General features: G+C 72.3%; 25 protein-coding genes. 12 read left to right on the top strand and 13 right to left on the bottom strand.

All coding sequences use genetic code 11. The annotated features are described in order from the left end of the window. Window positions 1–4: 4 nt before the first annotated feature. From F5972_RS24340 to hypF, 5 genes are read left to right on the top strand one after another with little or no spacing between them, the layout of a single operon-like run. Window positions 5–1,651 (top strand): PP2C family protein-serine/threonine phosphatase, encoded by a 1,647-nt coding sequence (locus tag F5972_RS24340; RefSeq protein ID WP_150936176.1) that lies wholly within the window; start codon window positions 5–7, stop codon window positions 1,649–1,651. Continuing rightward, window positions 1,648–2,697, top strand: a complete 1,050-nt coding sequence (locus F5972_RS24345; protein ID WP_150936178.1) for a cobalamin B12-binding domain-containing protein — start codon at window positions 1,648–1,650, stop codon at window positions 2,695–2,697. The genes F5972_RS24340 and F5972_RS24345 overlap by 4 nt, the downstream gene beginning before the upstream one ends. Before the next feature lie 37 nt (window positions 2,698–2,734). Next, entirely contained in the window at window positions 2,735–3,847 is a 1,113-nt protein-coding gene (locus F5972_RS24350) for a cobalamin B12-binding domain-containing protein (protein ID WP_225311806.1), read from the top strand. Continuing rightward, the gene (locus F5972_RS24355) at window positions 3,847–4,185 is read left to right on the top strand and encodes an STAS domain-containing protein (RefSeq protein ID WP_150936180.1); all 339 of its coding nucleotides are present in this window, start codon (window positions 3,847–3,849) and stop codon (window positions 4,183–4,185) included. The genes F5972_RS24350 and F5972_RS24355 overlap by 1 nt, the downstream gene beginning before the upstream one ends. Before the next feature lie 46 nt (window positions 4,186–4,231). Further along, a complete protein-coding gene (gene hypF, locus F5972_RS24360) occupies window positions 4,232–6,595 on the top strand; it encodes a carbamoyltransferase HypF (RefSeq protein ID WP_150936183.1) in 2,364 nt (787 codons plus the stop codon). A 10-nt stretch (window positions 6,596–6,605) separates the two neighbouring features. Here hypF and hypE read toward each other — a convergent pair whose 3' ends face one another. The 9 genes from hypE to F5972_RS24405 form a co-directional block, all read right to left on the bottom strand. Further along, window positions 6,606–7,703, bottom strand: a complete 1,098-nt coding sequence (gene hypE / locus F5972_RS24365) for a hydrogenase expression/formation protein HypE (RefSeq protein ID WP_318527628.1) — start codon at window positions 7,701–7,703, stop codon at window positions 6,606–6,608. Beyond that, window positions 7,700–8,851, bottom strand: a complete 1,152-nt coding sequence (gene hypD / locus F5972_RS24370) for a hydrogenase formation protein HypD (RefSeq protein WP_263641858.1) — start codon at window positions 8,849–8,851, stop codon at window positions 7,700–7,702. Before hypD ends, hypE begins: the two co-directional genes overlap by 4 nt. Further along, on the bottom strand, window positions 8,852–9,133 hold the full coding sequence (locus tag F5972_RS24375; RefSeq protein WP_150936185.1) for a HypC/HybG/HupF family hydrogenase formation chaperone: 282 nt from the start codon (window positions 9,131–9,133) through the stop codon (window positions 8,852–8,854). After that, a complete protein-coding gene (locus F5972_RS24380) occupies window positions 9,081–9,473 on the bottom strand; it encodes a hydrogenase maturation nickel metallochaperone HypA/HybF (protein ID WP_150936311.1) in 393 nt (130 codons plus the stop codon). Before F5972_RS24380 ends, F5972_RS24375 begins: the two co-directional genes overlap by 53 nt. Window positions 9,474–9,478: 5 nt before the next feature. Continuing rightward, window positions 9,479–10,114 (bottom strand): hypothetical protein, encoded by a 636-nt coding sequence (locus tag F5972_RS24385; protein ID WP_150936187.1) that lies wholly within the window; start codon window positions 10,112–10,114, stop codon window positions 9,479–9,481. Beyond that, window positions 10,111–10,356, bottom strand: coding sequence for a HypC/HybG/HupF family hydrogenase formation chaperone (locus F5972_RS24390; protein ID WP_150936189.1), 246 nt, complete (start codon window positions 10,354–10,356; stop codon window positions 10,111–10,113). The genes F5972_RS24385 and F5972_RS24390 overlap by 4 nt, the downstream gene beginning before the upstream one ends. A 145-nt stretch (window positions 10,357–10,501) precedes the next feature. Continuing rightward, the gene (locus F5972_RS24395) at window positions 10,502–10,774 is read right to left on the bottom strand and encodes a GlsB/YeaQ/YmgE family stress response membrane protein (RefSeq protein ID WP_150936191.1); all 273 of its coding nucleotides are present in this window, start codon (window positions 10,772–10,774) and stop codon (window positions 10,502–10,504) included. Between the two features lie 75 nt (window positions 10,775–10,849). Next, on the bottom strand, window positions 10,850–11,473 hold the full coding sequence (locus tag F5972_RS24400) for a response regulator (protein ID WP_150936313.1): 624 nt from the start codon (window positions 11,471–11,473) through the stop codon (window positions 10,850–10,852). 35 nt (window positions 11,474–11,508) lie between these two features. After that, complete coding sequence (locus F5972_RS24405; RefSeq protein ID WP_150936193.1) at window positions 11,509–12,738, bottom strand: sensor histidine kinase; 1,230 nt, start codon at window positions 12,736–12,738, stop codon at window positions 11,509–11,511. Between the two features lie 122 nt (window positions 12,739–12,860). Between F5972_RS24405 and F5972_RS24410 the strand changes: the two genes are divergently transcribed. Next, entirely contained in the window at window positions 12,861–13,859 is a 999-nt protein-coding gene (locus tag F5972_RS24410) for a DUF418 domain-containing protein (RefSeq protein ID WP_150936194.1), read from the top strand. A 5-nt stretch (window positions 13,860–13,864) separates the two neighbouring features. On the opposite strand, the gene F5972_RS24415 is transcribed toward F5972_RS24410, so the two are convergent. Further along, entirely contained in the window at window positions 13,865–14,899 is a 1,035-nt protein-coding gene (locus tag F5972_RS24415) for a LacI family DNA-binding transcriptional regulator (protein ID WP_150936196.1), read from the bottom strand. Between the two features lie 97 nt (window positions 14,900–14,996). Between F5972_RS24415 and F5972_RS24420 the strand changes: the two genes are divergently transcribed. Continuing rightward, window positions 14,997–15,632: a phosphoribosyltransferase gene (locus F5972_RS24420; protein ID WP_225311809.1), complete on the top strand. Its 636-nt coding sequence runs from the start codon at window positions 14,997–14,999 to the stop codon at window positions 15,630–15,632. A 21-nt stretch (window positions 15,633–15,653) separates the two neighbouring features. On the opposite strand, the gene F5972_RS24425 is transcribed toward F5972_RS24420, so the two are convergent. Then, window positions 15,654–15,872: a DUF1918 domain-containing protein gene (locus tag F5972_RS24425; protein ID WP_225311815.1), complete on the bottom strand. Its 219-nt coding sequence runs from the start codon at window positions 15,870–15,872 to the stop codon at window positions 15,654–15,656. Window positions 15,873–15,885: 13 nt separating this feature from the next. Further along, entirely contained in the window at window positions 15,886–17,007 is a 1,122-nt protein-coding gene (fbp, locus tag F5972_RS24430; RefSeq protein ID WP_150936198.1) for a fructose-1,6-bisphosphate aldolase/phosphatase, read from the bottom strand. Window positions 17,008–17,149: 142 nt separating this feature from the next. On the opposite strand from fbp, the gene F5972_RS24435 reads away from it, so the two are divergent. From F5972_RS24435 to F5972_RS24455, 5 genes are all read left to right on the top strand, one after another. Next, entirely contained in the window at window positions 17,150–17,581 is a 432-nt protein-coding gene (locus F5972_RS24435; protein WP_150936200.1) for a CBS domain-containing protein, read from the top strand. A 68-nt stretch (window positions 17,582–17,649) separates the two neighbouring features. Further along, window positions 17,650–18,615: a YihY/virulence factor BrkB family protein gene (locus tag F5972_RS24440; protein ID WP_191910294.1), complete on the top strand. Its 966-nt coding sequence runs from the start codon at window positions 17,650–17,652 to the stop codon at window positions 18,613–18,615. Window positions 18,616–18,819: 204 nt separating this feature from the next. Beyond that, the gene (locus F5972_RS24445) at window positions 18,820–20,037 is read left to right on the top strand and encodes an AI-2E family transporter (RefSeq protein WP_225311810.1); all 1,218 of its coding nucleotides are present in this window, start codon (window positions 18,820–18,822) and stop codon (window positions 20,035–20,037) included. 357 nt (window positions 20,038–20,394) lie between these two features. Continuing rightward, a complete protein-coding gene (locus F5972_RS24450; protein WP_150936204.1) occupies window positions 20,395–21,084 on the top strand; it encodes a hypothetical protein in 690 nt (229 codons plus the stop codon). Between the two features lie 612 nt (window positions 21,085–21,696). Continuing rightward, on the top strand, window positions 21,697–23,421 hold the full coding sequence (locus tag F5972_RS24455; protein ID WP_191910295.1) for an HNH endonuclease signature motif containing protein: 1,725 nt from the start codon (window positions 21,697–21,699) through the stop codon (window positions 23,419–23,421). Between the two features lie 213 nt (window positions 23,422–23,634). On the opposite strand, the gene F5972_RS24460 is transcribed toward F5972_RS24455, so the two are convergent. Next, window positions 23,635–26,907, bottom strand: coding sequence for a heavy metal translocating P-type ATPase (locus tag F5972_RS24460; protein WP_150936208.1), 3,273 nt, complete (start codon window positions 26,905–26,907; stop codon window positions 23,635–23,637). Window positions 26,908–26,996: the final 89 nt, after the last annotated feature.

The following is a 26,996-nucleotide window of genomic DNA, read 5'->3' on the forward strand; positions in this document are numbered from 1 at the left end:
ACGGGTGAGAGGCGCCACCGGCTCCGCGAACGCGGGAGCCGCGCGGGCGACGCCCGGCGACATGGCGGCGCTGCTGGCCGGCAGCGACGAGGGAATCGTGCTGTGCGACGCCGGCGGCGTCGTGCTGCTGGCCAACGCGGCGGCGGTCCGGATGGCGCCGGAGATCGTCCCAGGCGGGCCGGTCCCCCCAGAGCTCTGCCCGGCTGGATCGAACACCGTGACGTACGGCGGCCGGGTGATCCGGGTGCGGACGGAGGCGGTCGGCGACCATCGCGCCCTCTACCTGAGCGAGGCGCCGTCCCTGCCGCGCCGCACCGAGTTCCTGCTGGAGGCCGCGCGCCGCCTGTTCGCGTCGCTCCACCCGCGCCGATGCGCCCGGGCCGCCGTCGATCTGGGCGCCGAGTTCCTGTGCGACGTGGCGGTCGTGGTGCTGCCGCCGGCGACGAACCGCCGGGTCGAGTGGGTCCGGGCCGTCGCCGGGCACTCCGGGCCGGAGGAGGGCGTCCTGCCGCTCGCGACCGCGCTGCAGGTGCCCGGCCTGGCCGACGCGCTCGCGGGCCTGACACACGGCTCGGGCGGACGGCAGGACGTGGGCGCCGTGCCGGACTGGCTGCTGCCTGACGGGTTCGGCCCGGCCGGTGACCTGCTCGTGTTCCCGCTGCCCGGCAACAGCGTGCCCGCCGGGGCGATGGCGCTGGTCCGCCGCGCCGGCCGGCCTCCGTTCGACGAGGAGGCCCTGGCGATGGCGCGCGACCTCGCGTCACGGGCGGGCGCGGCGCTCTCGGCGGCCATGCTCTTCCGGGAGCAGAGCGCGGTCAACACCATCCTGATCGACGGCCTGCTGCCGCCCGACCTGCCCGAGGTCGAGGGCATGCGCCTCGGCGGGAGGCTCCGGTCGTCCCAGCAGGCCGGCGCCGTGGGCGGCGACTTCTACGACGTCTACCTGCCCGAGACCGGAGCCGGTCACGGCATCGAGTCCGGCATCGTGGAACGGCCGCCTCTGATCATCCTGGGCGACGTCTGCGGCAAGGGCGCCCGCGCGGCCGTACTGGCCGGTCAGGTCAGGCAGAGCCTGCGCGCGCTGCTGCTGCTGGAAAGCCGCCCCGTCCGGCTGCTCCAGCTGCTGAACCGGTCGCTGCTCGCCTCCCCGGCGCCGAACTCCTACGTCACGCTGGTCCTCGCGGCGCTCCGCGAGGCCCCCGGCGAGCACGTGCTGGTGGATCTGGCCGTGGCGGGCCATCCGGCGCCGCTCGTCCTGCGCCGGGACGGCACGGTGGAGGAGGTGCCCGCCCGCGGCTCCCTCCTCGGCGCGCTCAAGAAGACCGTGCTGCGGCCGGCCACGGTCGACCTGGCCCCCGGCGAGGTGTGCCTGCTGTACAGCGACGGCATCACCGAGGCCTTCGGCGGCCCGACCGGGCGCGAGATGTTCGGCGAGGAACGGCTCAAGGACGCCCTGGCGACCTGTCGCGGCATGCCGGTCGACGCGCTGGTGGAGCGGCTGGAGCAGATCAGCAGCGAGTGGCTCGCGGGCGGCCAGCAGGATGACCGCGCCCTCCTCGCCGTACGGGCGGGTGGCCAGGAAGCGGAGACCGGCACGACGACGGGCGCCACGACAGGTGCCACGAGGGTGTGGGCGGAGACGACGGGATGATCGGTGTCGAGAGCGCGGTGGAGCGCTACCTGAAGCTGATCGGCGAGGCCGACGAGTACGGGGCGATCGATCTCGTCGTGGGCCTGATCGACGAGGGCGTCCCCGCCGAGGACGTGCTGCTGCGGGTCGTCGCCGCCGGCCAGCGCAGGGTGGGTGAGCTGTGGGCGGCCAACGACTGGTCGGTGGCCCGCGAGCACGGCGCCACCGCGGTCAGCGAGCGGGCCGTCGCGGCGATCGCCGGGCGGGTGCGGCCCACCCCGACGCGCGGCCGGGTGACGGTGGCCTGCGCCGACGGGGAGTACCACGCCCTCCCCACCCGCATGCTGGCCGAGGTGCTGCGGCTGCGGGGATGGCGGGTCGACTTCCTGGGGGCCAGCGTGCCGGGCCCGCACCTGATCACGCACCTGCACCAGACCGGCCCCGACGTGGTGGCGCTCGGCTGCATGATCGCGATCCGGCTGCCCCGGGCGCACGCCACCATCGCCGCCTGCCGCGCCGTCGGCGTCCCGGTGCTCGCGGGCGGGGCCGCGTTCGGCGCCGACGGCCGCTTCGCCCGCCTGCTGGGCGCGGACGCGTGGGCGCCCACCGCCGACGCGGCGGCCGACCGGCTCGCCGCCGGGCTGCCGTCGTTCGCCGCCGGCAGCGACGGGGAGATCCACCTGGGCGACGAGGAGTACGGATACCTGACCCGGCACCGCGCCGACGTGCTGGCCAGGGTGCTCGACCTGCTCAGGGAGTCGTACGCCCCGATGGGCGGATACAGCGAGCGGCAGCTTGAGCACACCGCGGAGGATCTCGGGCACATCGCCGACTTCCTCGCCGCCGCGCTGTACGTCCACGACACGAGCCTGTTCACCGACTTCGTCACGTGGACCTGTGAGGTGCTGACGGCCCGGAAGGTGCCCGCCGCGTCGGTGGTGCTCGGCCTGCGGCTCTTCCGCGACGTGCTGGCCGACTGCCCGCGCGCCCGCGCGCTGCTGGCCGAGGGCATCGAGGCGGCGACCGCCGCCCGCCCGTCCGGCGACTCACCCGCACGGGTAACGTGAGAGAGACGACTTGGCCGAGGGGGCGTGACATGGGAAGATGCCCACAGCTCCCCCTTCGGCCGGTGGCCGGGCGATGGTGAGCGCCCCGGTGGCGACGGCGGGTTTCACCAGCGAGATCGTCGGTTATCTGCGGCAGATCGAGGAGGCCGACGAGTTCGGCGCGGTCGACCTGGTCTTCGGGATGCTCGACGAGGGCGTGTCCGCCCAGGACGTGCTGCTGCGGGTGATCGCGCCGGCCCAGCGCCGGGTCGGCCGGCTGTGGGCGGCCAACCGGTGGTCCGTGGCCCAGGAACACGCGGCGTCCGCGGTCAGCGAGCGGGTCGTCGCCGCCGTCGCCCGGAGGGTGACCCCGCCTCCCGCCCGCGGGCGCGTCGTGGTCGCCTGCGTCGAGAGGGAGCAGCACTCCCTGCCCACCCGCCTCCTGGCCGAGGTGCTGCGCCTGCACGGATGGCGGGTCGACTTCCTGGGCGCCAGCGTGCCCACCCCCCATCTGGTCGAGTGGGTCGGGCGAGTGAACCCCGAACTGGTCGCGCTCGGCTGCACGCTGCCCGTGTGGCTGCCCCGCGCGCACCGGGCCGTCGCCGCCTGCCGGACCGCCGGCTTCCCCGTCCTGGCGGGCGGCGCCGCGTTCGGCGCCGACGACCGGATCGCCCGCCTGATCGGCGCGGACGTCTGGGCCCCGGCCGCCGATGTCGCGGCCGACCTGCTCGACAACGGGCCGCTGATGTTCGCGACGGGGAACGGCGCCGAGTTGCCGCCCGACGACGAGTACGCCTGCCTCGCCCGGCGCCGGGGCGAGCTGCTGCCACGGGCGCTGGAGCTGCTCGCCGCCTCCTACCCGCCGATGCGGGACTACGACCCGTGGCAACTGGAGCAGACGGCGGAGGATCTGGGGCACATCGCCGACTTCCTCGGCGCCGCGCTGTATCTCGGCGAGATGTCGGTTTTCACGGACTTCGTCACCTGGACCTGCGCGGTACTGGCGGCGCGCGGGGTGCCGGGCGAGTCCGTCGTGCTCGGATTGGCCGTTCTGCGCGGTGAGCTGACAGACTGCCCTCGGACCCGGGCGTTTCTCGCCGAGGGCATGAGAGCGGCGGGCGCGGCCCGTGGCGCCCCCGATCACCCCGAACCCGAAGAGACGAGCCCTTGATGCAGGACACGCCGCCGTTACTGGTCGAGTACGTCACTCCCGAGCCCGGCACCGCGCGCCTGGTGCTGACCGGCGAGCTCGACTACACCACCGTGGACGAGGCGGCCGAAGAGGCGGACAAGGTGCTCGCGGACAACCCGCGGGTGATCGAGCTCGACCTGGCCGGGCTGAGGTTCGTCGACTCCTCGGGCATCGCGGTCGTGATGAACCTCTACCGGGGGGCCGAGGAACGCGGGGCGGCCTTCCGGATCGTCGCGCTGACCACCTACCTGCGCCATCTGCTGCAGGTCATCTCCCTCGACGACGTCTTCGACCTGCCGGAGCAGGCTTCCGACTGAGCAGTGTCAGCCGTGTCCTGAGACAGCGGCCTGAGACAATGGGCCCGTGAGCAGGCGTGCCGTCGCCGTCCGGGTCGAGGGGGTCGTGCAGGGGGTCGGCTTCCGGCCCTTCGTGTACGGCCTCGCCACGCGGCTGGGCCTCGCCGGGCTGGTCGGCAACGACGAACGCGGGGTGTTCATCGAGGTCGAGGGCGGCGGCGCGCTCGTCGAGGCGTTCCTGGCCGCGCTGGCCTCGGATCCGCCGCCGCTCGCGGTGATCGAGCGGATCAGTACCGGCCCGGCCTCTGTGACCGGCCGTCGTGACTTCGTCATCGCGCCGAGTCCCGCCCCGGAGCTCACCCGGGGTCTCACTTGGGCGGACCGGCGCGCGCTCGTCTCTCCCGACGTGGCGACCTGTGACGCGTGCCTGCGCGACGTCGCCGACCCGGCCGGCCGCCGGTACGGCTACGCCTTTACCAACTGCACCTGCTGCGGCCCGCGCTTCACGATCGTCCGCGAGGTGCCCTACGACCGGGCGAACACCACGATGGCGGGCTTCCGCATGTGCCCGGACTGCGCCCGGGAGTACCACGACCCCGCCGACCGGCGCTTCCACGCCCAGCCGGTGTGCTGCCCAGTCTGCGGGCCCCGGCTGCGGCTGCTGCTCCCCGGCGGCGGAGAGGAGAGGGGAGACCCGCTGGAGGAGGCCGTACGGCTGCTCCGGCGCGGCCGGGTGCTGGCGGTGAAGGGACTCGGCGGCTTCCACCTGGCGGCGCTCGCGGGGGACGAGACCGCGGTCGCGGCGCTGCGGGCGCGCAAGCACCGCGAGGACAAGCCCTTCGCGGTGATGGCGGGCGGCCTCGCCGAGGCGCGGCAGCTGTGCGAGGTGAGCGCCGCCGAGGAACGCCTGCTCACCGGCCCCGCCCGCCCCGTCGTGCTGCTGCGCCGCCTGCCGGCCGCCGAGGTGGCGCCGTCTATATCACCGTCTGTGGCCCCTTCTGTGGCCCCGGGGAACCGGTGGCTGGGCGTGCTGCTGCCCTACACCCCGCTGCACCACCTGCTGCTCCGTGCGCTGGCCGAGCCGATCGTGCTGACCAGCGGAAACGTCTCCGACGAGCCGATCGTCCACCGGGACGAGGAGGTCCGGGAACGGCTCGGCGGCGTCGCCGACGCCTTCCTGACCCACGACCGGCCCATCCACGTCCGTACGGACGACTCGGTCGTGCGCGTCTTCCGGGGGCGGGCGCTGCCGATCAGGCGTTCCCGGGGCTACGCGCCCCACCCGCTGCCGCTCGCCGGGGGCGCGCCACGGCCAGTGCTCGCCTGCGGCGCGGAGCTCAAGCACACCTTCTGCCTGGCCAGGGACGACCGGGCCTTCGTGTCCCAGCACATCGGCGACCTGGAGAACCACGAGACCCTCAGGTCGTTCACCGAGGGCGTCGCCCACTTCATGCGGCTGTTCGACGTCGCGCCCGAGGTGATCGCCCACGACCTGCACCCCGACTACCTGTCCACGAAGTACGCCCTCGACTGGATCCTCGAACGGGACGCGGACCTGGTCGGCGTGCAGCACCACCACGCCCACGTCGCGTCCTGCCTGGCCGACAACGGCGTCGCCGGGCCGGTGATCGGGGTGGCCTTCGACGGCCTCGGGTACGGCCTCGACGGCACGCTGTGGGGCGGGGAGTTCCTCGTCGCCGATCTCGCCGGGTTCGAGCGGGCCGGTCACCTCGCGACGGTGCCGATGCCGGGAGGCGCGGCGGCGATCCGGCAGCCCTGGCGGATGGCGGCGGCCTACCTCGACCTCGCCTACGAGGGCGACGTCCCCGGCGACCTCGGCGTCGTACGCCGGAACGCCGGCCGGTGGGCGGTGGTGACCGCGATGGCCCGGCGCGGCGTGAACGCGCCGCGCACGTCCAGCGCGGGCCGGTTGTTCGACGCGGTCGCCGCGCTCGTGGGCACGCGCGACGAGATCACCTACGAGGGTCAGGCGGCCGTCGAACTGGAGCAGATCGCCGATCTCCGGGTGGACGACGCCTACGCGTGCCGCCTCACCTCAGGTGAAGGGCCGTTCACGGCGTCGTTCACGGCGTCGTTCACGGTGCCGGGCGTGGACCTGGTCCGCGCGGCGGCCGACGACCTTCGGTCGGGCACCCCGCGTGAGGTGGTGGCCGCGCGCTTCCACAACACGCTGGCCCACGTCGTCGCCGACGGCTGCGACCACCTGCGGGAGATCACCGGCCTGTCGGCGGTGGCGCTCTCCGGCGGCGTCTTCCAGAACCTGCTCCTGCTCGACCGGGCCGTCACCCTGCTGGAGGAACGCCGCTTCACCGTGCTGACCCACCATCGCGTCCCCCCGAACGACGGCGGCGTCAGCCTCGGCCAGGCCGCAGTCGCCGCCGCCCGCGACCGGCTGGCAAATCCCGGCTAACAGATTCCGGCTAGCAGATCCTCGGCAGTGGGTCGCCGACCAGTACGTCGACGATTCGGGTGCCGCCGAAGGCGGTCCTGAGCAGCACCAGGCCCGGGGGATCGGCCGCGACGCGGCCGATGATCGCGGCGCCCGCGCCGAGCGGATGGCCGCGCAGGGCGGCGAGCGCCTCCTCCGCCGCCTCCCCGGCCACGACCACGACGACCCGGCCCTCGCAGGCGACGTAGAGCGGGTCGATCCCGAGCAGTTCGCAGGCCCCGCGTACGTCCGGGCGGACCGGAACGGCGTCCTCGTCGACCACGACGGCGACGCCCGAGGCGCGCGCGATCTCGTTGAGGATCGTCGCGACGCCGCCCCGGGTCGCGTCCCGCAGGCACCGTACGGCCCCCGTGGCCTGGAGAAGTGCGGTGATCAGCCCGTTCAGGGGGGCGGTGTCCGACGTGACGTCGGCCTCGATGTCCAGCTCGCCCCGGGCCAGCATGATCGTCACGCCGTGTTCCCCGATCGGGCCGGACACGAGCACGGCGTCGCCGGGACGGGCGCGCGCGACGCCGAGTCGCGTGTCCCGGTCCAGCAGGCCCACTCCGGCGGTGGTGACGTAGCAGCCGTCGGCCTTGCCGCGCTGCACCACCTTGGTGTCCCCGGTCACGATCGCCACGCCCGCCGCGGCGGCGGCCCGGGCCATCGAGGCGGCGACCCGCCGCAGGTCCTCGACCGGGAAACCCTCCTCCAGTACGAACCCGGCGGAGAGATACAGCGGCCTCGCCCCGCACACGGCCAGGTCGTTGACCGTCCCGTTGACCGCGAGGTCGCCGATGTCGCCGCCGGGGAAGAACAGCGGCGAGACCACGTAGGAGTCGGTGGTGAACGCGAGCCGGGCGCAGGCCCCGCCCGGTGCCGTGAAGGCCGGCACCTGGATCACCGCGCCGTCCTCCAGCGGTTCAAGCAGCGGGTTGCGGAACGCGTCGAGGAAGACCGCCTCGATCAGGGTCTGCGTCGCCCTGCCGCCCGCGCCGTGGGCCATCGTGATGTGCTCCTCACGCACCCGGGCCTTCCGCCGCCGCGCCCGGTCGATGCGTTCGAGCACCTGCTCCTCACGGCTCGTCACCTCGGTGCCTCCCTCGGTGCCTCCCTCGACGCCTCCCGCACCCGCCGCCGCGAGAAGCGGCCGAAGTTGTAGTAGGCCGCGCAGGCGCCCTCGGACGACACCATGCAGGTGCCGATCGGCGTCTCGGGGGTGCAGGCCGTGCCGAACACCTTGCACTCCCACGGCTTGAGCGCGCCCTTGAGGACCTCGCCGCACTGGCACGCCTTGGGGTCGGCCACCCGGCCGCCGGGCACGTCGAACCGCCGCTCCGCGTCGTACGCCGCGTACTTCTCCCGGATGCGCAGGGCGGAGCGGGGGATGAACCCGAGGCCGCGCCACTCGAAGCGAGGCCGCGGCTCCATCACCTCGTCGATAGCCCTCAGCGCCCTGGGGTTGCCCGCCCACGGCACGACCCTGGCGTACTGGTTCTCGACCTCCGACCTCCCTTCGGCGATCTGGAGCAGCAGCATGTGGATCGCCTGGAGGATGTCGAGCGGCTCGAAGCCCGCCACCACCAGCGGCTTGCCGTAGTCGCGGGCGACGAATCCGTACGGCCGGCAGCCGATGACCGTGGACACGTGGCCGGGCCCGACGAACCCGTCGAGACGGAGGCCGGGGGAGTCCAGGATCGCCGTGATCGCCGGGATGATCATGACGTGGTTGCACATGACCGAGAAGTTGCGCAGGCCCTCGGCCGCCGCCCGCAGCACGGTCACGGCGGTCGACGGCGTGGTGGTCTCGAACCCGATGGCCATGAAGACCACCTGCCGGTCCGGGTTGCGCCGGGCGATCTTCAGCGCGTCCAGCGGGGAATAGACCATGCGGATGTCGGCGCCCCGGGCGGCGGCGTCGAGGAACGACCCCCGGCCGCCGGGCACCCGCGTCATGTCCCCGAACGAGGTCATGACGACGCCGGGCCGCTCGGCGATGTGGATCGCGTCGTCCACCCGGCCCATCGGGATCACGCACACCGGGCAGCCGGGGCCGTGCACCAGCGTGACCGACTCGGGCAGGTGGTCCTCCAGTCCGTGCTTGTAGATGGTGTGCGTGTGGCCGCCGCACACCTCCATGAACGTGTAGGTCCGCCCCGGCTCGCACAGGCCCGCGATCGCCGCGGACAGCGCCCGTGCCTTGTCCGCGTCGCGGTACTCGTCGACGAAGCGCATCATTCACCCCTCCGGCTCTGGGCCCGAGTCGCGCAGCGCCGCGAGTTCGTCCTCGTACGCCTGGCCGATGCCCTCCAGGAACTCCAGCGCGGCCCTGGCCTCGTCCTCGTCGATCTTCGACAGGGCGAAACCGACGTGGATGAGGACCCAGTCGCCGGGCCGCAGCGGCTGACCGTCGAGCAGGTCGATGTTGACGGCCCGGCGGACCCCGCTCACGTCGACCTTGGCGAGGTCAGTCCGATCGGACGGGATCTCCACGATCTCGCCCGGAATTCCCAGGCACATGGGCCGCCTCCACGACGTGGACGGACTCCAGGACGAGGCGGTCCCCGCCCTCGGTGTCGATGTCGATGCCCCCGCACCTGCCGCAGATCGTCATCGGGTCGTCGCACAGGGCGGAGTGCCCGCAGCCCCGGCAGATGAGCCGGACGGGCTCGACGACCAGGTCGAGCCTCGCCCCCTCGGCCACCGTGCCGGTGGCGGCGAGGCTGAACGCCTGCGCCAGGACGTTGGGGGAGATGCGGAGCAGGGCGCCCGCCCGCACCCGGGCCCGGCGCACCCGCCTGCCCTTCGCGCGGTGCTCCACGGCGTCGAGAACGGCCTCGGCGATCCCGAACTCGTGCATCGCCGTCACGTCCCCCGAACCTGCGGGCCTTCGCCGGCGGGGGCCGCGCCGAACGCTCCTCCGCTGACGCCGATCAGCAGGTGGGCCGCGACCAGCGAGTGCCGCAGGGCCTCCTCGCGCGGCGCGTCCGCACGCTCCCAGCGGGCCGTGTTGTGCACCTCGACCCTCAGCCTGACCAGACCGTACGGGCCGGGCAGCCACTCGGCGGAGACCCGCATCTCCGCGTGGATCGGCTGGTGCTCGCAGATGACGCGGCCCGTACGCTCACCGCTCGCGGCGATGATCGGCTCGATCTCCCGGCCTCCGGGCACGTGAACCTCGACTGTGCGCCGCCCGCCCGTCAGGGGCAGGACGGCCCGGGTCTCCCGCTCGACGGCCTCGTCGAAGCCGAGGTAGTCGTGCCCGGCGACGGTGAGCTTTGGCACCGGCCAGTAGCCGTCGTCCTCCTCCCGCTCCACCGTCCTGCACCTGACGTGCAGGAACCGCAGGCGCAGGTCGATCGTCGCGTCCGGGTCCGCCTCGAGGAGGCACTCGGTCACACCGGCCGACGGCTCGCCGGGGAAGCCCGGCGGCACGAGCACGCCGAACTCCCAGCGCATGCGGTGCTCCACCGGCGCCGTCATCGGGCCCGCCTCTTTCACGAGCGCCTCCATTCACCGGAGACCAGACCACCGGACTCCAGACCACCGGGGACCACGGCGATGGCCTCCTTGGCGTGGACCAGCACGACGTCGCCCGGCCGGACGTCCACCAGGGCGACGCTCACCACCTCCCGGCCGCGGCCGGTGTCGGCGAGTGCGAGGCCGGCGTCGAGGAGTCGTACGACGGTGACCGCGACCGCCTCGTCCGAGCAGGTGACACACGTCTCTTCACCGCAGTTCATGTCGACCCCCGAGAAACGACCGTACGCCGCCCAGGGGCGGGGGAAATCAAAGGAAGTCGGTGATTGCGTAAAGGTCGGTGAAGTCCCGGAACGCGCCGACGGCCCCGGCGTGTGCCGGGGCCGTCGGAGAAGACGCCGGGTGAGCCTATCCGACGCTTCTGCGGCGGAAGACGGCCACGGCGGCGGCGACCCCCAGAGCCGCCAGGGCCACCTGGATGATCAGTTCCAGCCAGTCGATGCCGGGGGTGGTCGCCACTCCGAGACCTCGGGCTATCGCCGTGCCGATGAGGGCGGCGATAATGCCGATCACCATGGTCAGCCAGATCGGGATGGCCTGACGCCCGGGCACGACCAGCCGGCCGAGGGCGCCGATGATGAGTCCGATGATTATGGCGGAGATGATGCCGCTTACGGCCATGCTGCCACCCTCCTCTAGTTCTGCTGTCCCCCTTCTGCCCGTTTCAGGTGATTTGACACATTTTGGGTGGTTGTGTCACGTGCGACCCATAAAGTGGTTCTCCCAGGCCCATGCGGCGATCTGGACGCGGTTGCGCACCCCGAGCTTGGCCTGGATGCCCGACACGTGGGTCTTGACCGTGCTGAGCGAGATGAACAGCTCAGCGGCGATCTCCTGGTTGGTACGGCCCCGCGCGACGGCCCGGACGACCTCGATCTCCCGGTTCGAGAGGGGGTGATCCAGCCGGGCGGCCGGATGAGTGGTCCAGTGGGTGGTGAGGTGGCGCAGCAGCCGCAGGGTGACGGAGGGGGAGACGAGGGCGTCCCCGGCCCGCGCGGCCCGCACGGCCTCCACCAGCAGGGCGGGGCCGCAGTCCTTCAGCACGAAGCCCACCGCGCCCGCCCGCAGCGCGCCGTACACGTACTCGTCCAGGTCGAAGGTCGTGACCACGACCACCTTGAACGGCTCGGGGACTCCCGGGCCGGCCAGGAGGCGGGTGACCTCGATGCCGTCGAGCCGGGGCATCCGCACGTCGACCAGGCACACATCCGGTCGCAGCCGCCGGGCCAGTTCGACGGCCTCGGCGCCGTCGGCCGCCTCGGCGACCACCTCGATGTCGGGCTGGTCCTCCAGGATCAGCCGCAGGCCGCCGCGGACCATCGCCTGGTCGTCGGCCAGCAGGACTTTGATCGTCTTCACCGGTCGCGCCGGGGTTCCGGGCGGGGTTCATGGTGGGGTACGGGCAGGGTGGCGAGCACCGACCAGCCGGATCCGGGGCGCGGCCCGGCCCGCAGCGTGCCGCCGAGCGCCTCGACCCGCTCGCGCATCCCGAGCAGGCCGTATCCACTCCGCGATCCCCCAAGAGACGCTCCGCCTGGCCCTGGCGCGTCGTCGGCGACCTCCACGACGACGACGTCCCGGTCCCGTTCGACGCTGACCGTGACCGCACGGGCCCGCGGCGCGTGGCGAGCGATGTTGGTCAGCGCCTCCTGCACCACCCGGTAGACCGTGGAGGCCACCTCGGGCGGCCACGCCGCCGTCTCCTCCTCGCGCGGCAGTCGCAGGCGCACCGGGCGGCCCCCGGCCTCGAACCGCCCGACCAGGTCGCCGAGCCTTTCGGGCCCGGTGAGGGCCGCGCCGTCGCGGGAGCCGCCCGCCCCACCCTCGGCGACGCGCAGCAGGCCGACGACGCGTCGCATCGCGGCCAGCGCGTCGGACCCGGCCGTCTCGATCTGGCCCAGGGCGTCGCCCGCCTTCTCGGGGCTCCGGCTCGCGACGAGCCGGGCGGCCTGCGCCTGCACCACGATGCCGGTGACGTGGTGGGCGACGACGTCGTGCAACTCCCGGGCCAGCGCCAGCCGTTCGGCCTGGCGCACCGCCTCCGCGACGGCTCGCCTGCGGGCGTCGAGCAGGCGCGGGGACAGCCCGGCCGCGACGCCGGCGGCCCAGGTCGCGAGGTTCATCGCGGTGACCGACGGCACCCCGGCGGCGAACGTGTGCGCGGTCAGCAGGCTGCCGACGGCCACGGCCAGGCCACCGGCCGCCACGCCGCAGGCCGTACGGACCGGCAGGTTCCTGACCGCCGAGGCGACCAGCACGGCCAGGCCGAGGGCCATCCCGGGGCCGGGCTCGGCGGGCAGGCCGGCGAACCTGGCGGCCAGGACGGCGGTCGCCGCCACGGCCAGGCCCGCCACCGCCGCCCACGCCCGGTCGCGCCGCCGGGCCAGGGCGACGGCGCAGACCGCGGCGCCCGCGGCGCAGTCGAACCGCCAGTAGCCGCCACCCCAGCTGCCGGCGATAAGGGAGGCCCAGAAGACCAGGACCACGACGAACACGGCGGCCAGCAGGGCGTCGGCCGCCCATCTCCAGGCACGCCCGCCGCCTCCGTACCTTCCGGCTTCGTACTCCCCGGGTTGGAAGAACACAGGCCCGAGGCTATGAGATCGGCGGCCCGCGCAGAACCGGCCGAAAGTATGGTCCCGTGCCGCCCGATTCCCGCTTGCGGCCGATGCCGGAGCCGTACGGGGCCGCGCAGGATGCGGCTTTCATGGAAGCTCCTACGACAACTCCCACGGAACACGCCACGGGACGTGAGCGCATCACGGCGCTCGACGTGGTGCGCGGCTTCGCGCTGTGCGGGATCCTGCTCGCCAACGTCAAACCCATCGCCCACACCGGGGACCTCTGGCGGGCGGCCGAGCCGGCGACCCCCGACGACGCCTGGATGGGCCTGCTCGTCGAGCAGCGCTTCTTCCCGATCTTCTCGCTGCTGTTCGGCGTCGGCTTCTCGCTGCTGCTGGAGTCGGCCGCCGCCCGGGTGGCACGGCCGAGGGTGATCCTGCTGCGCAGGCTCCTCGTGCTGCTCGCGGCCGGGCTGGCGCATTTCCTCCTGCTCTGGCCCGGTGACATCCTGAGCACGTACGCCGTCGTCGGCCTGGTGATCCTGCTGCCCTCGACCTGGCTCCCGCGCCGGGTGGTCGCCGGGCTCGCCCCCGTGCTCGTCGCGGTGTCGCTCTTTCTCGGCGGGGAGAGGTTCACCCTGGTCGCCGGGTTGTTCCTGCTGGGCTCCGCACTGACCCGATACGGCGTCACGGCCCGGATCGAGCGGTCCACCCGGGTTCCGGCGCTGCTCGGGCCGGCCTTCGCGGTCGCGGCGGCGCCCGCGCTGTGGTGGTCGACCGGTCAGGAGGGCGGCGACCCCGGCTTCGGGCGGGCACTCGCCCTCTCCGGGCTGCTGCTCGCGGGGGTCTACGTCTGCGCCCTGCTCGTGCTGCTGCGGACGCCGCTCCGGCCGGCGCTGCGGGCCGTCTTCGCGCCACTCGGCCGGATGGCGCTGACCAACTACCTGACCGCGACCGTCCTCGTCCTGCTGGCCGCCCGCCTCTGCGGGTGCTCGCCGGAGGCCTGGTCCTCGGCCAGAGTTGTGGCGACCTCGGCCGTCATCCTCGCTGTCCAGTGGCTGTGGTCCGTGCTCTGGCTGCGCACACACCGGTACGGCCCGCTGGAGTGGCTGTGGCGGTGGGCCACCTGGGGCCGCCGGCCGTGAAGGAATCAGGTGCGCGGCGGCGCGGTGCTCTCCCGTACGACGAGGGTGGTGGCGAGTTCGACGCGGTGCTGTTCGAGCGGCTCGCCGTCGGCGAGCCGGAGGACCATCCGCGCGGCGGTGGCCCCCATCTGCACGAGCGGCTGCCGTACGGTCGTCATGGGCGGCCCGGCCCACTGGGTGAACGACAGGTCGTCGAACCCGATCACGCTGAGGTCCTCGGGGACGCGCAGCCCGGCCCGCCTGGCGGCCTCGTACACGCCGAGGGCCTGCAGGTCGTTGGAGCAGAAGACGGCGGTCGGCGGGTCGGGCAGGCGCAGCAGTTCGGCGCCGTCGCGTAAGCCGCCCTCCACATAGAGGGTGCTGATCCGCACGAGGGCGGGGTCCACGTACACGCCCGCCGCGTCCATCGCGGCCCGGAAACCGTCGAGCCGGGCCCGGCAGCACGGCCACTGGGTGGGCCCGCTCAGCATGGCGACGCGGTGATGGCCGAGGTCGAGCAGGTGCCGGGTGGCGGCCATCCCGCCGCTCCAGTTGGTGGCCCCGACGGACGGCGTCTGGTGCAGCGGCTCGCCGGTCGGGTCCAGCACGACCAGGGGGATCGAACGGGTGGCGAGCTGGGACTGCTGCTGCACGGTGAGCTCGGAGAAGACCGCCACGACCCCGGTGGGACGGCGGGCGAGCACCTGTTCGGTCCAGGCCCTGCCGGGGGTGAGCCTGCCCTGCATCTCGGTCAGCACCACGGCCAGCCCGCGCTCCCGTGCGACCTGCTCGACACCCTGAATGATCTCCAGCGCCCACAGGCTCTCCAGGGCGTGGAAGACCAGTTCCAGGATCGCGGCGGGCTCGCTGTCGCGCCGCCGGTAGCCGTGCTCCCGCAGCACCGCCTCCACCCGCTGCCGGGTGGCCAGGGCAACCCCGGCCTGCCCGTTGAGCACCCTCGACACGGTCGGCGGAGACACTCCCGCCAGATTGGCGATCTCGGCCAGAGTCGGCCGGTGCCGGGGAAGCTCCCCGCCGGGGGCCCGGTCGGTCGCGGTCACCGCCCCAGTATGCAGGACAGGCGATCAGGTCTCACCCGGGGCTCTCCCTGCCCGTCGTGGACGCGTACCGTCGGCTTTGGGGGTGAATGTCGTGTTCGTGGATCGTCGTGACGCCGGGCTCCTCCTCGGCGAGCGCCTGCGTGAGCTCCGTGACTCCGGTGACATCCAGGGTGACGTGGTCGTCGTCGGGCTGCCCCGCGGCGGGGTGCCCGTGGCGCTCCAGGTAGCCCGGGCCCTCGACGCGCCCCTGGACGTGATCCTCGTCCGCAAGCTGGGTGTGCCGTACCAGCCCGAGCTGGGGTTCGGCGCCATCGGCGAGGGCGGCGTGCGGGTGGTCAACCCCGACGTCGTACGGCTCGCCCGGCTCACCGACGACGAGATGGCGGCCGTGGAACGCCGGGAGCGGGCCGAACTGGAGCGCCGGGCCGGCCGGTTCCGGCGCGGCCGCGAGCCCGTCGACCTGGCCGGCCGTACGGTGATCGTGGTGGACGACGGGATCGCGACGGGCGGGACGGCCCGCGCCGCCTGCCAGGTCGCCCGCGCGCACGGCGCGTCCAGGGTGGTGCTGGCGGTGCCGGTGGGCGCGCCCGAGACGATCGCGAGCCTGCGCGGGGACGCCGACGAGATCGTCTGCCTGGACACCCCGGACCACTTCTACGCCATCGGCGCGTGGTACGAGGACTTCACCCAGACGAGCGACGAGGACGTCATGGAGTGCCTGCACCGGACGTGATGCTTCACGGGCTCAGTGCTCTTATGGGCTCTCCGGGCGCCACTCCAGGAAGTGCTCGATCCGGGCGTCGGGGCCCGGGTAGAAGCACAGCGTCTCCCGCTCCTCGTCCAGCCAGCGCACGAGGTAGGGCGGCGAGCCGTCGGTGTGGTAGAGCGCCATCACGATCCCCACGCGGCCCGTCCCGCCCCGCTGGACGCTTTCGACGACCAGCCGGTCGCCGACCGCCGCCTTCATGTTCATCACGACCCTCTCATCACAACCCTGCCGGTGTGGCGACCTCCGTCGTGATCGGCGTCCAGCGGTGCGCCAGGCGCTTGGTGAGAGAGGCCATCGTGGTGTATTCCAGGTCTTCCAGCGGCAGCCGGTGCGGCTCGAAGGGGCCGTGGCGGCGCAGGTAGTCCATCACCTCGTTCGCCTGCCGCCGCGCGCCGTCGAAGGCCGGGTCGTCGAACATGTCGCGCGGGCCGACCAGCCTGCCGTCCTTGATCTGGAAGCCCAGCGCGACCACCCGGGGTGGGCCGTCGAAGCGGGACGGGTGCGCCTGCCCGACGGGCACCGGCATGAACGGCGCGTGGTGCGAGCCGCGCATGCACCCCGCCACCGAGTACGCGAACGCGAACGGCTCCAGCGCCTCGCCGACGGCCGGCAGGCCCGACTGGCAGCGTACGATCATGACCGGATCGTCCTTGCCGACGTACTTCCCCGCGATCAGCGACAGCCGCTGGGTGCTGGTCGCCGCCGCGGTCGTGCCCAGCGTCTTGGACCGTACGCCGTGGACCACGTAGCGGGCCGGGGCGCCGATGTACATGAGCATGTCGTACAGGTCGGCCGGGCAGTCGAAGACGATGCGGCGGTCCTCGTACAGGTCGAACACCTCGAACGCGAACCCGGCGTGCATCTTCTCGTCGATCACCAGGCCGGCGGTGTTGGACGGATCGGCGAACATCTTGTAGAGCGGCAGGTTCCACGCCCCCGGCTCGGTCTTGTCCGCGAGGAAGCACAACACGGGCTCGGACGGCCGCTCCTCGAACTCCAGCTCCGCGTAGCCCGGGCCCATGCCGCGCAGGTTGCCGGAGAAGGCGTCCGACAGCAGGTCCTGCCCGGCGCCGTACAGGCCGAGATCCTTGGCGATGTGGGTGGTCGCCTGGAAGGTGTCCCAGGCGAAGGAGTGGATCAGCCCCGCCTCCGGGCCGTACGTGTGGGTCATGATGAGCGAGATGTCGTCGCCGCAGCTTTCGACGGCGCCGTCGACGAGCAGCCCGGAGGACTTGGCCCGCTCGATCTCCCGCCTGGCCTCGGCGACCAACCGGGGATGCACGGCGGAGTGGCCGACGAAGCCTCCGGTGTCGGCCTTGATGACGCTCAGCGTGATCATGGTCATCACCTCCAAATACACCCTTATCTGGATTTTTGGGAATAAAAAGAGCACTAGGTCACAAATAGGACGGGACTTCCGTACGGCGGGTAGGAGTGAGCTGAAGACAGGGCCCTGGGCGGGCGCGGGGGGAGTGCCGGCCATGAAGATCAGAGATGTGATGTCCACGCCCGTGGTGGTCGTCCCGCCGGTCACCCCGGTGCGGGACGTCGCGCGGCACATGGACTATTCGGGCGTCGGGTGCGTCGTCGTCTCGGAGGGACAGGGCGTCACGGGCGTCGTGACCGACCGCGACCTCACCCTTCGCGTGCTCGCCCGCGACGGGGACGGGGACACGCCCGTCGGCCGGGTGATGTCGGAGCGTCCCGTCGTGGTGCGGCCCGGCGACGAGGTGGAGGTGGCGTTCGACACCTTCCGTCGTCACTCCTTCCGCAGGCTGCCGGTGGCGGACGAGGCGGGGGTGGTCGGCATGCTGACCATCGACGACCTGCTCCTCCAGATGCACCAGCTCACCGCCGACCTGCTCACGCCCGTGGTCAAGGAGATCAGCGAGCCGCAGCGGCAGAGCGACTAGATGCGGCTTGTGGCGGAGTTCGCTCCGTTCGGCCGGGATCTCGCCGGGGCGCCGTGATCATGGGACGGGTGCGGCCGCCGACCGGGCAGTGGCCGGCGATCATCCGGCGGGTTCGGGAGGAGGCGTCCCGCGAGCGCCTGTCCCTGCTGGCCGCCGGCATCGCGTTCTGGGGAACGCTGTCGATCTTTCCGATGCTGATGGTCGTGGTGGCGGTCTACGGACTGGTGGCCGACCCCCGGCAGGTGGCCGGGCAACTGGCGTCGTTCACCCGGCCGCTGCCCCCGGACGTCGCCCGGCTGCTCGTCTCCCAGCTCACCAACGCGGTGCGCGCCGGGCACCGGGGTTTCGGCGCGCCACTGGCGCTCAGCCTGGTCGCGCTGCTGTGGGCGTCGTCCCGTGCCGTACAGGCGCTCGTCCGGGCCGTCGACGCGGTCTACGGCAGCCGGCGGGACCGCGGCTTCCTCCGTACCCGGCTGACGGCCCTGCTGCTCACGGTCGCCGCCATCGCGGGGACCTCCGTCCTGCTGGCGCTCGTGGCCGCGTTCCCGGTGGTGCTGGGTCACCTGGGGCTCGGCGCGGCGGCTCGCGCGGCCGTTTCGGCCGGGCGCTGGGTGACGCTCGTCCTGCTCTTCGGCGCGGGGCTGGCGCTGCTCTACCGGTACGTCCCCGGCGCCCGGCTCGAACCCGGGTGGCGGTCGGTCGGGTGGGGCCTGGGACTCGCCATACCGGCCCTGCTGCTGGTCTCGGTGGGCCTGTCGGTCTTCGTCGGCGGCTTCGGCCGCTTCGACCAGACGTACGGCGCCCTGGGTGCGGTGGTCGTGCTCATGCTCTGGCTGTATCTCTCCTCGCTGGTCGTGCTGTTCGGCGCGGAGATCAACGGCGCCATCGCACGCCACGCGCGAGAGGCGAACGCCGCGCGTGCCCCGGGCCGTGCCCCCAGTGCCCCCGAGACCCCCAGTGCCCCCGAGACCCGCAGTGCCCCCGAGAGCCCCAGCACCCCAGACGCTCCCGGATCGCCCCTTGACCGTCCCTGACGCGCGCCGGGATGAGGGTGCGCTGCACGGCATTTGTCACGATAAATCGTAGATTGTTTGGGCAGTAGGGGAGGCGTGTCCGACACCGGTCGTTCCCCAGGCAGTGACATCTCCAGCGGCATCTCCAGCGTCTTCCCCTCACTCCCTGGTCAGAGTGAAGGGACACTGGAGCCGGCCGACTCTCCGACGTCTCCCGACCGGCCGGTGGCTGGCACAGATGCCGACACCGATGCCGACACCGATGCCGACGCCGGTGGCGGGACCGGCGGCGAGACGGTCCGGGACACGCGTGCAGGCGTCGCTACCGACGCGGGTCCGGAGACGGGTACGGACGACCGGGCGGGTGACGGGGTCGCGATGACGCCCCTCGACCGGCCGTTCGGCATGCCCGGGCGCCCGCTGCGGAGCAACCCGTTCATGTTCGGCCTGACCGGCGCCCTCGGCGTGCTCACCGCCTGGCTGCTGGTGCAGGCGATCGCCAGCGCGGGCTCGGCGCTCGTGCTGATCGTGGTCTCGTTGTTCCTGGCCATCGGCCTCAATCCCGCGGTCGAGGCCCTCCAGCGCCGGAACCTGTCCCGCCGCGTCGCGATCACGATCGTGTTCGGGTCGGTGATCGCGTTCTTCGTCGCCTTCGGCCTTGCGGTCGTGCCGCCGCTGACCGAGCAGACCACCGGGTTCTTCGGTCACCTGCCGGAGTATGTGCAGCAACTGCAGAACCACCCGCTGATCCGCTCGGTGGACGAGCGTTACCAGGTCCTGGCCAAACTCCAGCAGTACGTGACCGGCGACAAGCTGGCCACCCAGATGTTCGGCGGCCTCCTCGGGGTGGCGAGCATCCTGATCAGCGCCCTGTTCAGCGGGTTCACCCTGCTGATACTGACGCTCTACTTCCTCGGGTCCCTCAACTCCATCAAGGAGACGGCCTACCGGTTCGTGCCGCGCTCGCGCCGTACGCGGGTCCGGCTGCTCGGCGACGAGATCATCAACCAGATCGGCGGCTACGTCGCCGGGAACCTGATCATCTCGTTGATCGCCGGAGTGGTGACGTTCCTGTTCCTGTCCATGTTGAAGGTGCCGTACGCGCTGGCGCTGGCCATCTTCGTCGCGGTCACCGACCTGATCCCGCTGGCCGGCGCGGTCATCGGCGCGGTGGTGGCCTCGGGGGTGGGCTTCCTCGTGTCGGTCCAGGTGGGCGTCGCCTGCACCGTGTTCTTCATCATCTACCAGCAGGTGGAGAACTACTGGATCTCCCCGAAGGTGTTCAAGTCGTCGGTCGACGTACCGCCCGTGGCGACCATCGTCGGGGCGCTGCTCGGCGGCGCGTTGCTCGGCATCGTCGGCGCGCTGCTCGGAATCCCCCTGGCGGCCGCACTGCTTCTTATCGCCCGCGAGGTCGTGATGCCCCGCCAGGATCGGCTGTAGCGAGTCATATCTGCTTTGTCTTCGTTTCATATCTGCTCCGAACGGGCGTACGCGCTCCGGGCGATGAACACGTACGCTTTCGGCATGGGTCGGCATGGGTCGGCATGGGCGGATTTCGCGACTGTCGTTTCGGACTGTCAGGGGTACGCGCCGGTGGTGGCACGTCGCGTTCGCGAGCCGGTGTCTGTGAACAGCGCATGGGCGGACATTCGACGGCACGTCGCCGTGGCGCCGTCGCCACCCTCCGCGTCGGGCCGCGTCCCACAGTGGGTGAAACGGCCGCTGTAGTCCGGTAGTGACGTCCGTACGGGTCTCGACGATCGGAGGGACGTGCATCCGTAGGAAAGAGCGCCGGTCATGCGGGTTCCCTTCCGGATCGCGGGCCTGTGGATACGCGTCGTACTGCTTGTCATCCTGCTCTGGGGCGCTTTTCTGACCGTTCTGAGCACTTTCCCGCGCGAGAGCACGGCCGCCGAGTTCGAGGCGGCGTTGCGTGCGGATCAGGTCACCTCCGTGATCGTTATCAACGGCGGTCCGCTGCGGTTACGGTGGTCGGTCGGCCCTCTGCTGTGGTACGAGGTCGATCGGGGCACGGACGCGGCCCGCGTCCGCCGTGATCTCGCGCGCGAAACCGAGACCGGCGACCAGCGCGTGTCAGTCGTCTGGCGCTGGGCCGGCGACCAGAACAACTCGCGCTCACCATGGGCCTTCCAGGTGCCGTTCCCCGGCGCGCCCTGGATCGTCGGCGCAGCGTGGCTCGTCACTCTCCTCACCATGCTCGGCGCGGGTCAGCCGCGCTGGGGCAACAGATGGGCCTGGTTCTGGCTCTTCTGGGTGGGTGGGGTGGGCGCGATCCTGTTCCTCCTGCTGGAGCCGCGGTCCCTGTGGTACGGCCTGGAGCCGCAGAACCCGATTCCCCGCCCGCTGCGCGGGGGCCAGGGCTGTGTGCTGTCCATCTGCCTCAACCTCGTGGGTGCCGGCCTCGCCGCCGTCGGCATCTCCAGAGCGGTCCACGCCCTGGCCGATCTCCTGGCCACCGTCCCCTGAGCCTGAGTTCGCAGTCTCTTCCCCATTTGTACATAAGGGGTGAGGGGGTGAATTTCACATAAGTGGCGAATAGGAAATTCGCGCTGTAGCCCCAACTATTCCCGGCGCGAGGGTGTTCACGGCGTGTTGCCATGGGAGAATTAATACAGGCTTTCGAATTGATGGGGAGGTGTGATGGATCTGTTCAACTCTTACCCTGCACACCCTCATCGTTCGAACGATGACGGCGATGGCGGCTGGTGGGAACGGCTTATCTCCCGCTCGCCCCTTTGGTCTCCTGAGGGTGCGCTTGCCCGTGAATACGTGCCGATCGTCGATCCCGACGCACGAGAGGACGCGATTCGATTCGGCACCCCGGCGCATCTCACTTTCGTTCGGGCATTCACGTCTCGTGCCGGTACCGCTGCCGTTGATGACCCCATCAGCGACGGAATCACAAGCGACCCTTCCTCTGATGGGGCTCTTGGCGATGCCGATGTTCCCGACCCCGGAGCCGGTTCTCCCGCCGCCGCCCATCACACCGGAGATGCATTCAGCGGTGCTTGTGGTGGTGCTTTCGGCACAGGGTCGTCGTGGGTGGCGGTGGCGGCGGTTGCTGAGGCGGCGCGGGCGGTGGCGCTCGTTCCAGTGCCCGAGGCACCTGAGGTGTGTCTGGCCGAGGCCGAGGAGTTGCTGTCGGCCCGCGACCGCATCACTTCGGCGTTGGCCGCCCGGGTCGGCCGTGTCCACCGGGCTGGGGAGGCGAAGAGCCATGGGCATGCCTCCACCAAGCTGTGGCTGCGTTCCGCTGGGGGGATGACGCCTGCGGGAGCCGGCCGGTTGCTGACGATGGGCATGGAGCTGGTCCGCCTGCACGAGGTGCGCCGCCTGTTCGCGGAGGGCAGCTTGCCCGAGGGCATTGTGGAGGCGATCTGCACGGCCACTTCCGGGTTGACCGACGACCAGGCGAAGACGGCTGAGGGGATCTTGCTGGAGCTGGCGAGATCGGCGGGTGCGGCGGAGGTGGCCAAGGCGGGGAGATATCTGCGGGCGGTGCTGGACCCCGATGGGCATGAGAAGGATGAGCAGGCCGACTTCGACCGCCGGTTCTTCCGGGTACGCCGGCGCAGGAACGGCGCTGTGGAGGGGGAGTTCTACCTGCCGGTGGAGGCCGCCGCGCGGCTGCAGCACTGGCTCGACGTCTACGCCAAGCCGAAAGCTGAGGGCGATGACCGCACCCTGAGCGTGCGGAACGCGGACGCGCTGATCGCGTTCCTGGAGAACAGGATCGCCACCGAGCTTCTGGTGCTCGTCAACGCCGAATCCCTCCCCGCCGACCCGCCAGACATCGACTCCACGAGCACCGACAGCGAGGACTGTCCCGGGGACCGCCGTGCCCACGGCCGCCCCGGCGGGGACCGCCCGGGGGAGCGCCGTGCTCCCGGCCGCCCTGGCCGGGACCGCTCTGGCGGCGGCTGTCCTACTCGTGACAGTGAGGAGGGGGACTACCCACATGCCTCCGCGTCGGCTGAGACGCAGGGCGGGACGACTGGTGCGGGAACCGATGCCCCGTGGGGCACGGACCCGGACGCTCCGCCGGTTGCCGAGCACGGCGGCAGCGCCTGGCCGGGTGCGGGAGCCGACGTTCCGCCACAAGCGGATACCGATGCTTGGCCACGAGCGGAGCGCACCGCCCCGCTGGATGGAGAGGGCGACGGCCCGCCAGATGGGGGATGCTGCAGCCCACGGGAGGCGGGAGCCGAAACCCCGCGATGGGCGGGTGGCAGCGCTTGGCCGGGAGGTGGCGCCCGGCTCGGAGGTGAGGCCTGGGCGGGGGTGGGAGTCGATGCTTCGCCGGGTGCTGAAGACGGTGGTTCGTCGTGGGGCGGCAGCGCTGGTGCTCGGTCGGGGGTGGGGGTGAACAGTCCGCCGGGGGTGTGGTTGCGGGGGTTGCCGGGGCTGATCCTGGCGACCGGGCAGTTGCTGCCCGTCTCCAGCGTGCACCGGCTGGCCCGCACCAGCACTTTGGTGAGGATCGTCATGGACGCCGCCGGGCAGGTCCTGGACATGGGCCGCAAGGTCCGCCTGGCCACCCCCGCACAGCGCCGGGCGATCTTCACCCGGTACGCCACCTGCTGGGTGGACGGCTGCCCGTTGCCCGCGACGATGTGCCAGATCGATCACGCCGACGACTGGTGCAGCGGCGGGCTGACTGATCTGAAGCTGCTGGGGCCGGCGTGTCAGTTCCACAACCGTGACCGCTACCGCCACCCCACCCGCTACACCCGCCGAAAGATCGCCGATGACCGCTGGGCCTTCACCTACCGCAATCCCAACAGCACCCGGCTGCGGGTGTAGGGGCGGGGCGTGAGGAGCGGACACCGCGCAGATGCCGAACGTGGGGTGAAGACCCCGGCGACGCCCTGCCGGCTCAGCGTGGCGTGCGGGGAGATGCGGCAGGGGCTCATACGGCAGGGGACATGCGGCAGGGCCGGGACGGCGAACTGTCGTCGCCCCGGCCCTGCCTCGGGCTCTCTCCTGGGATCTGCGCTGGAGTCTGTGCCGGTCGATTCAGTGGGCCTCGACCGTGGCCTCGACCGTGAAGGTGGTGGTGAGCACTTGGCCGGTCGCGTCGCGGAACTGTCCCCACAGGCGGTAGAGGCCGGGGCGGGGGAACTCGGCGTGCAGGCCGAGCTCGGGCCCGAAGGTCTGCCCCGGCAGGGCGAAGACCGGGCGGCCCTGGTCGTCCTCGGCCTCGGCGTGCTCGTGGGCGAAGCCGCTGCCGTCGAGCGGCATGACCACGATGTGCCCGGCGGCGGCCAGGTAGGGGCGCAGGCCGGAGACGGGCCTGCCGGTGACGGCGTCGGAGAAGCGGAACGTGAAGTCGCTTCTGCCGCCTACCTCGGCGTCACCGGTCAGGGCGACCCGCAGGCCGCCGACGACCTGCTCGCGAGGCGACGGCGACGGCGACGGCGACGGGGAGGTGGTCCGTACGGCCGGGGCGGTCTCCGGGTCGCCGATCGTGAGCTCGTGGTGGTTGAGGACGTCGGTCATCTCGCCCTGACGCCGGAACTCGGCGTTGACGAGGTAGCGTCCGGCGGTCGGGAAGGTCAGCCGGACGGAGAACTCGCCGGCCCGGCCGGTGGGCTCGGGGTGGACGTGGGCGAAGGTGCCCAGGTCGGCCCGGGTGACGACGAAGTGGATCCACGCCTCGTGGCTGCGTACGACGTCGTCGACGGGGCGGCCGGTGGCGGGGTCCGTGACGCGGATGCGCACGGTGGTGGGGACGCCGGGCACGACGTCACGGGGGACCTGGACGTCCATCCGGACGCCGGCGTCCTCCGCGGGAACGGGTTCGGTCTCGGCCGTCATCATCACGCTCATGGTCGGGCGCATCGGCATACCGGTGTCCTGCACCCAGGCGAGCACGCCGTTCATCCCGCGCTGCGCCGCCTCCGTACGGCTGAGGGCGGTGAAGCCGGCACCCACGGCGACGGCGAGTGCGGCGATGCCCAGGAGGTAGCTCCAGTCGGCGAGCCGCGAAACCCACGACCGGGACATGCCGGGCCGGAAGCGGCGCAGGCGCAGGGCGTTGGTGACCACGCTGACCGAGCTCATGGCCATCGCGGCGGCGGCGAGGGAGGGGTCGAGGAGCACCCCGTTGAAGGGATACAGCACCCCGGCGGCGACCGGGATCAGCAGCACGTTGTAGGCGAACGCCCAGGTCAGCCCTTGCTTGATGGTGGACACGGTGCGGCGCGACAAGTCGATGGCCGAGACGATCCCGCGCAGGTCGCCGCCGACGAGGGTGATGTCGGAGGCGGCGATGGCGACGTCGGTGCCGGTGCCGATGGCGATGCCGAGGTCGGCCGTCGCGAGCGCCGGGGCGTCGTTGATCCCGTCGCCGACCATCGCGACGACCGCGCCGCTCTCGCGCAGGGCGGCCACGCGGGCGGCCTTGTCCTCGGGCCGTACGTCGGCGATGACGTGGTCGATCCCGACCTGCCGGGCGACGACGTCGGCGGTCACCTGGTTGTCGCCGGTCAGCATCCACACGTCCAGTCCGAGCGCGCGCAGCCGTTCGACGGCCTCACGGGACTCAGGCCGGATCGTGTCGGCCACCCCGATCACCCCGGCGAGGCGGCCGTCGAGCGCGACGTGCACGGGAGTGGCGCCCTCCGCGGCGATCTCTGCGGCGACCACTGCAGCCGTCTCGGCGGCGACCGGCTCCGGTTCGGCGGCCGGCACGCCGTGACGCCGCATCAGCGCGATGTTGCCCGCAAGCACGTTCCGGCCGCCCACGCGGGCCTCCACGCCGTGGCCGGGCACGGCCTCGAAACGCTCCACCTGCGGCAGGCTGAGCCCGGCCTCCCGGGCCCGGGAGACGATCGCCTCGCCAAGGGGATGCTCGGACCCGGTCTCCGCCGCGGCGACGTACGCCAGAAGCTCGTCGGCGTCGAATCCGAGCGCGGGGGCCAGGTGGGTCACGCCCGGACGGCCCCGGGTGAGCGTGCCGGTCTTGTCGAGTACGACGGTGGTGAGGCGGCGGGCCTGTTCGAGCGCGTCGCCGCCGGAGATCAGGATGCCCAGCTCGGCGGCCTTGCCGGTGCCCACCATGATCGCGGTGGGGGTGGCCAGGCCGAGCGCGCACGGGCAGGCGATGATGAGCACGGCGATGGCGGTGCCGATGCCGAACGCGAGCCGTCCCTGGTCGGGGCCGAAGAGCGCCCAGACGCCGAAGGTGAGCACGGCGACGCCGATCACGGCCGGCACGAACCAGCCGGACACGGTGTCGGCGAGCCGCTGCAGGGGCGCCTTGGACCCCTGCGCCTCCTCCACCAGCCGGACGATCTGTGCCAGCGTCGTATCCTGCCCCACGGCGGTGGCCCGCATCACCACCGAGCCGGTGCGGTTGACGGTGGACCCGATCAGCGGGTCGCCCTCGCCCCTGCGCACGGGCATGCTCTCGCCGGTGATCATGCTCTCGTCCACGGTGGTGGAGCCGGCGGTCACCACGCCGTCGACGGCGATCTTGTCGCCGGGGCGCACCCGGATCAGGTCGCCGACGGCGACCTCCTCGACCGGCACCTCGACCTCGGCGTCTCCGCGCAGGACGCGCGCCGTCTTCGGCCGCAGCCCGAGCAGCTCCCTGATGGCGGAGGTGGTCCGCTTCTTGGCCCGCGCCTCCATCCACCGGCCCATGAGGACGAGTGCGATGACGACGACGGAGATCTCGAAGTACACGTGCAGGGGTAGCCCGGCCCGCTCCGCCGCGGCCGGCCAGAGGGTGACGAACGCGCTGTAGCCGTACGCCACGGTCGTGCCCATGGCGACGAGCGTGTGCATGTTGACCGCGCCGTGCCGGCCCGCCGCCCAGGCGGCGCGGTAGAAGGGGCGGCCCGCCCAGAACTGCACGATCGTCGCGACGACCAGCAGCAGCGGCATCAGCCAGTCCATCGCGTCGATGGGCAGCGGCACGTACATCAGCACCATCATCGACAGCCCGGCGGCGAGGGTGACCTGCCAGGTGCGCTTCAGCCGGGTGACCTCCCCGTCCGCGTCCTGTTCGTCCTCCGGTTCCGGCTCACGCCCGCCCGGCTCCGGGGTCTCGCGTACGGGGGCGGCCGTGTATCCGGCCCGGCCCACCGACTCCGCGAGCATCTCGACCGTGACGCGCGCCGGGTCGAAGGCGACCGTGGCGACCTCGGTGGCGAGGTTCACCTCGGCCGTCGTCACGCCGTCGACGCGTGTGAGGGCCTTTTCCACCCTGCGTACGCAGGACGCGCATGTCATCCCGCCGATCTCCAGCGCGCGGGAGACCGTGACGCTCGTCGCGGTCGTCATCGCTCCCCACCTCCCATTAGTGAGTCCGAGTGAAGTTCGGGTGAGTCTGAGTGAGTTCGGGTGAACGACTCGTACGCTCCCGCGCGGCG

This window comes from Microbispora cellulosiformans (assembly GCF_008728085.1).
Taxonomy (GTDB): Bacteria; Actinomycetota; Actinomycetes; order Streptosporangiales; family Streptosporangiaceae; genus Microbispora; species Microbispora amethystogenes.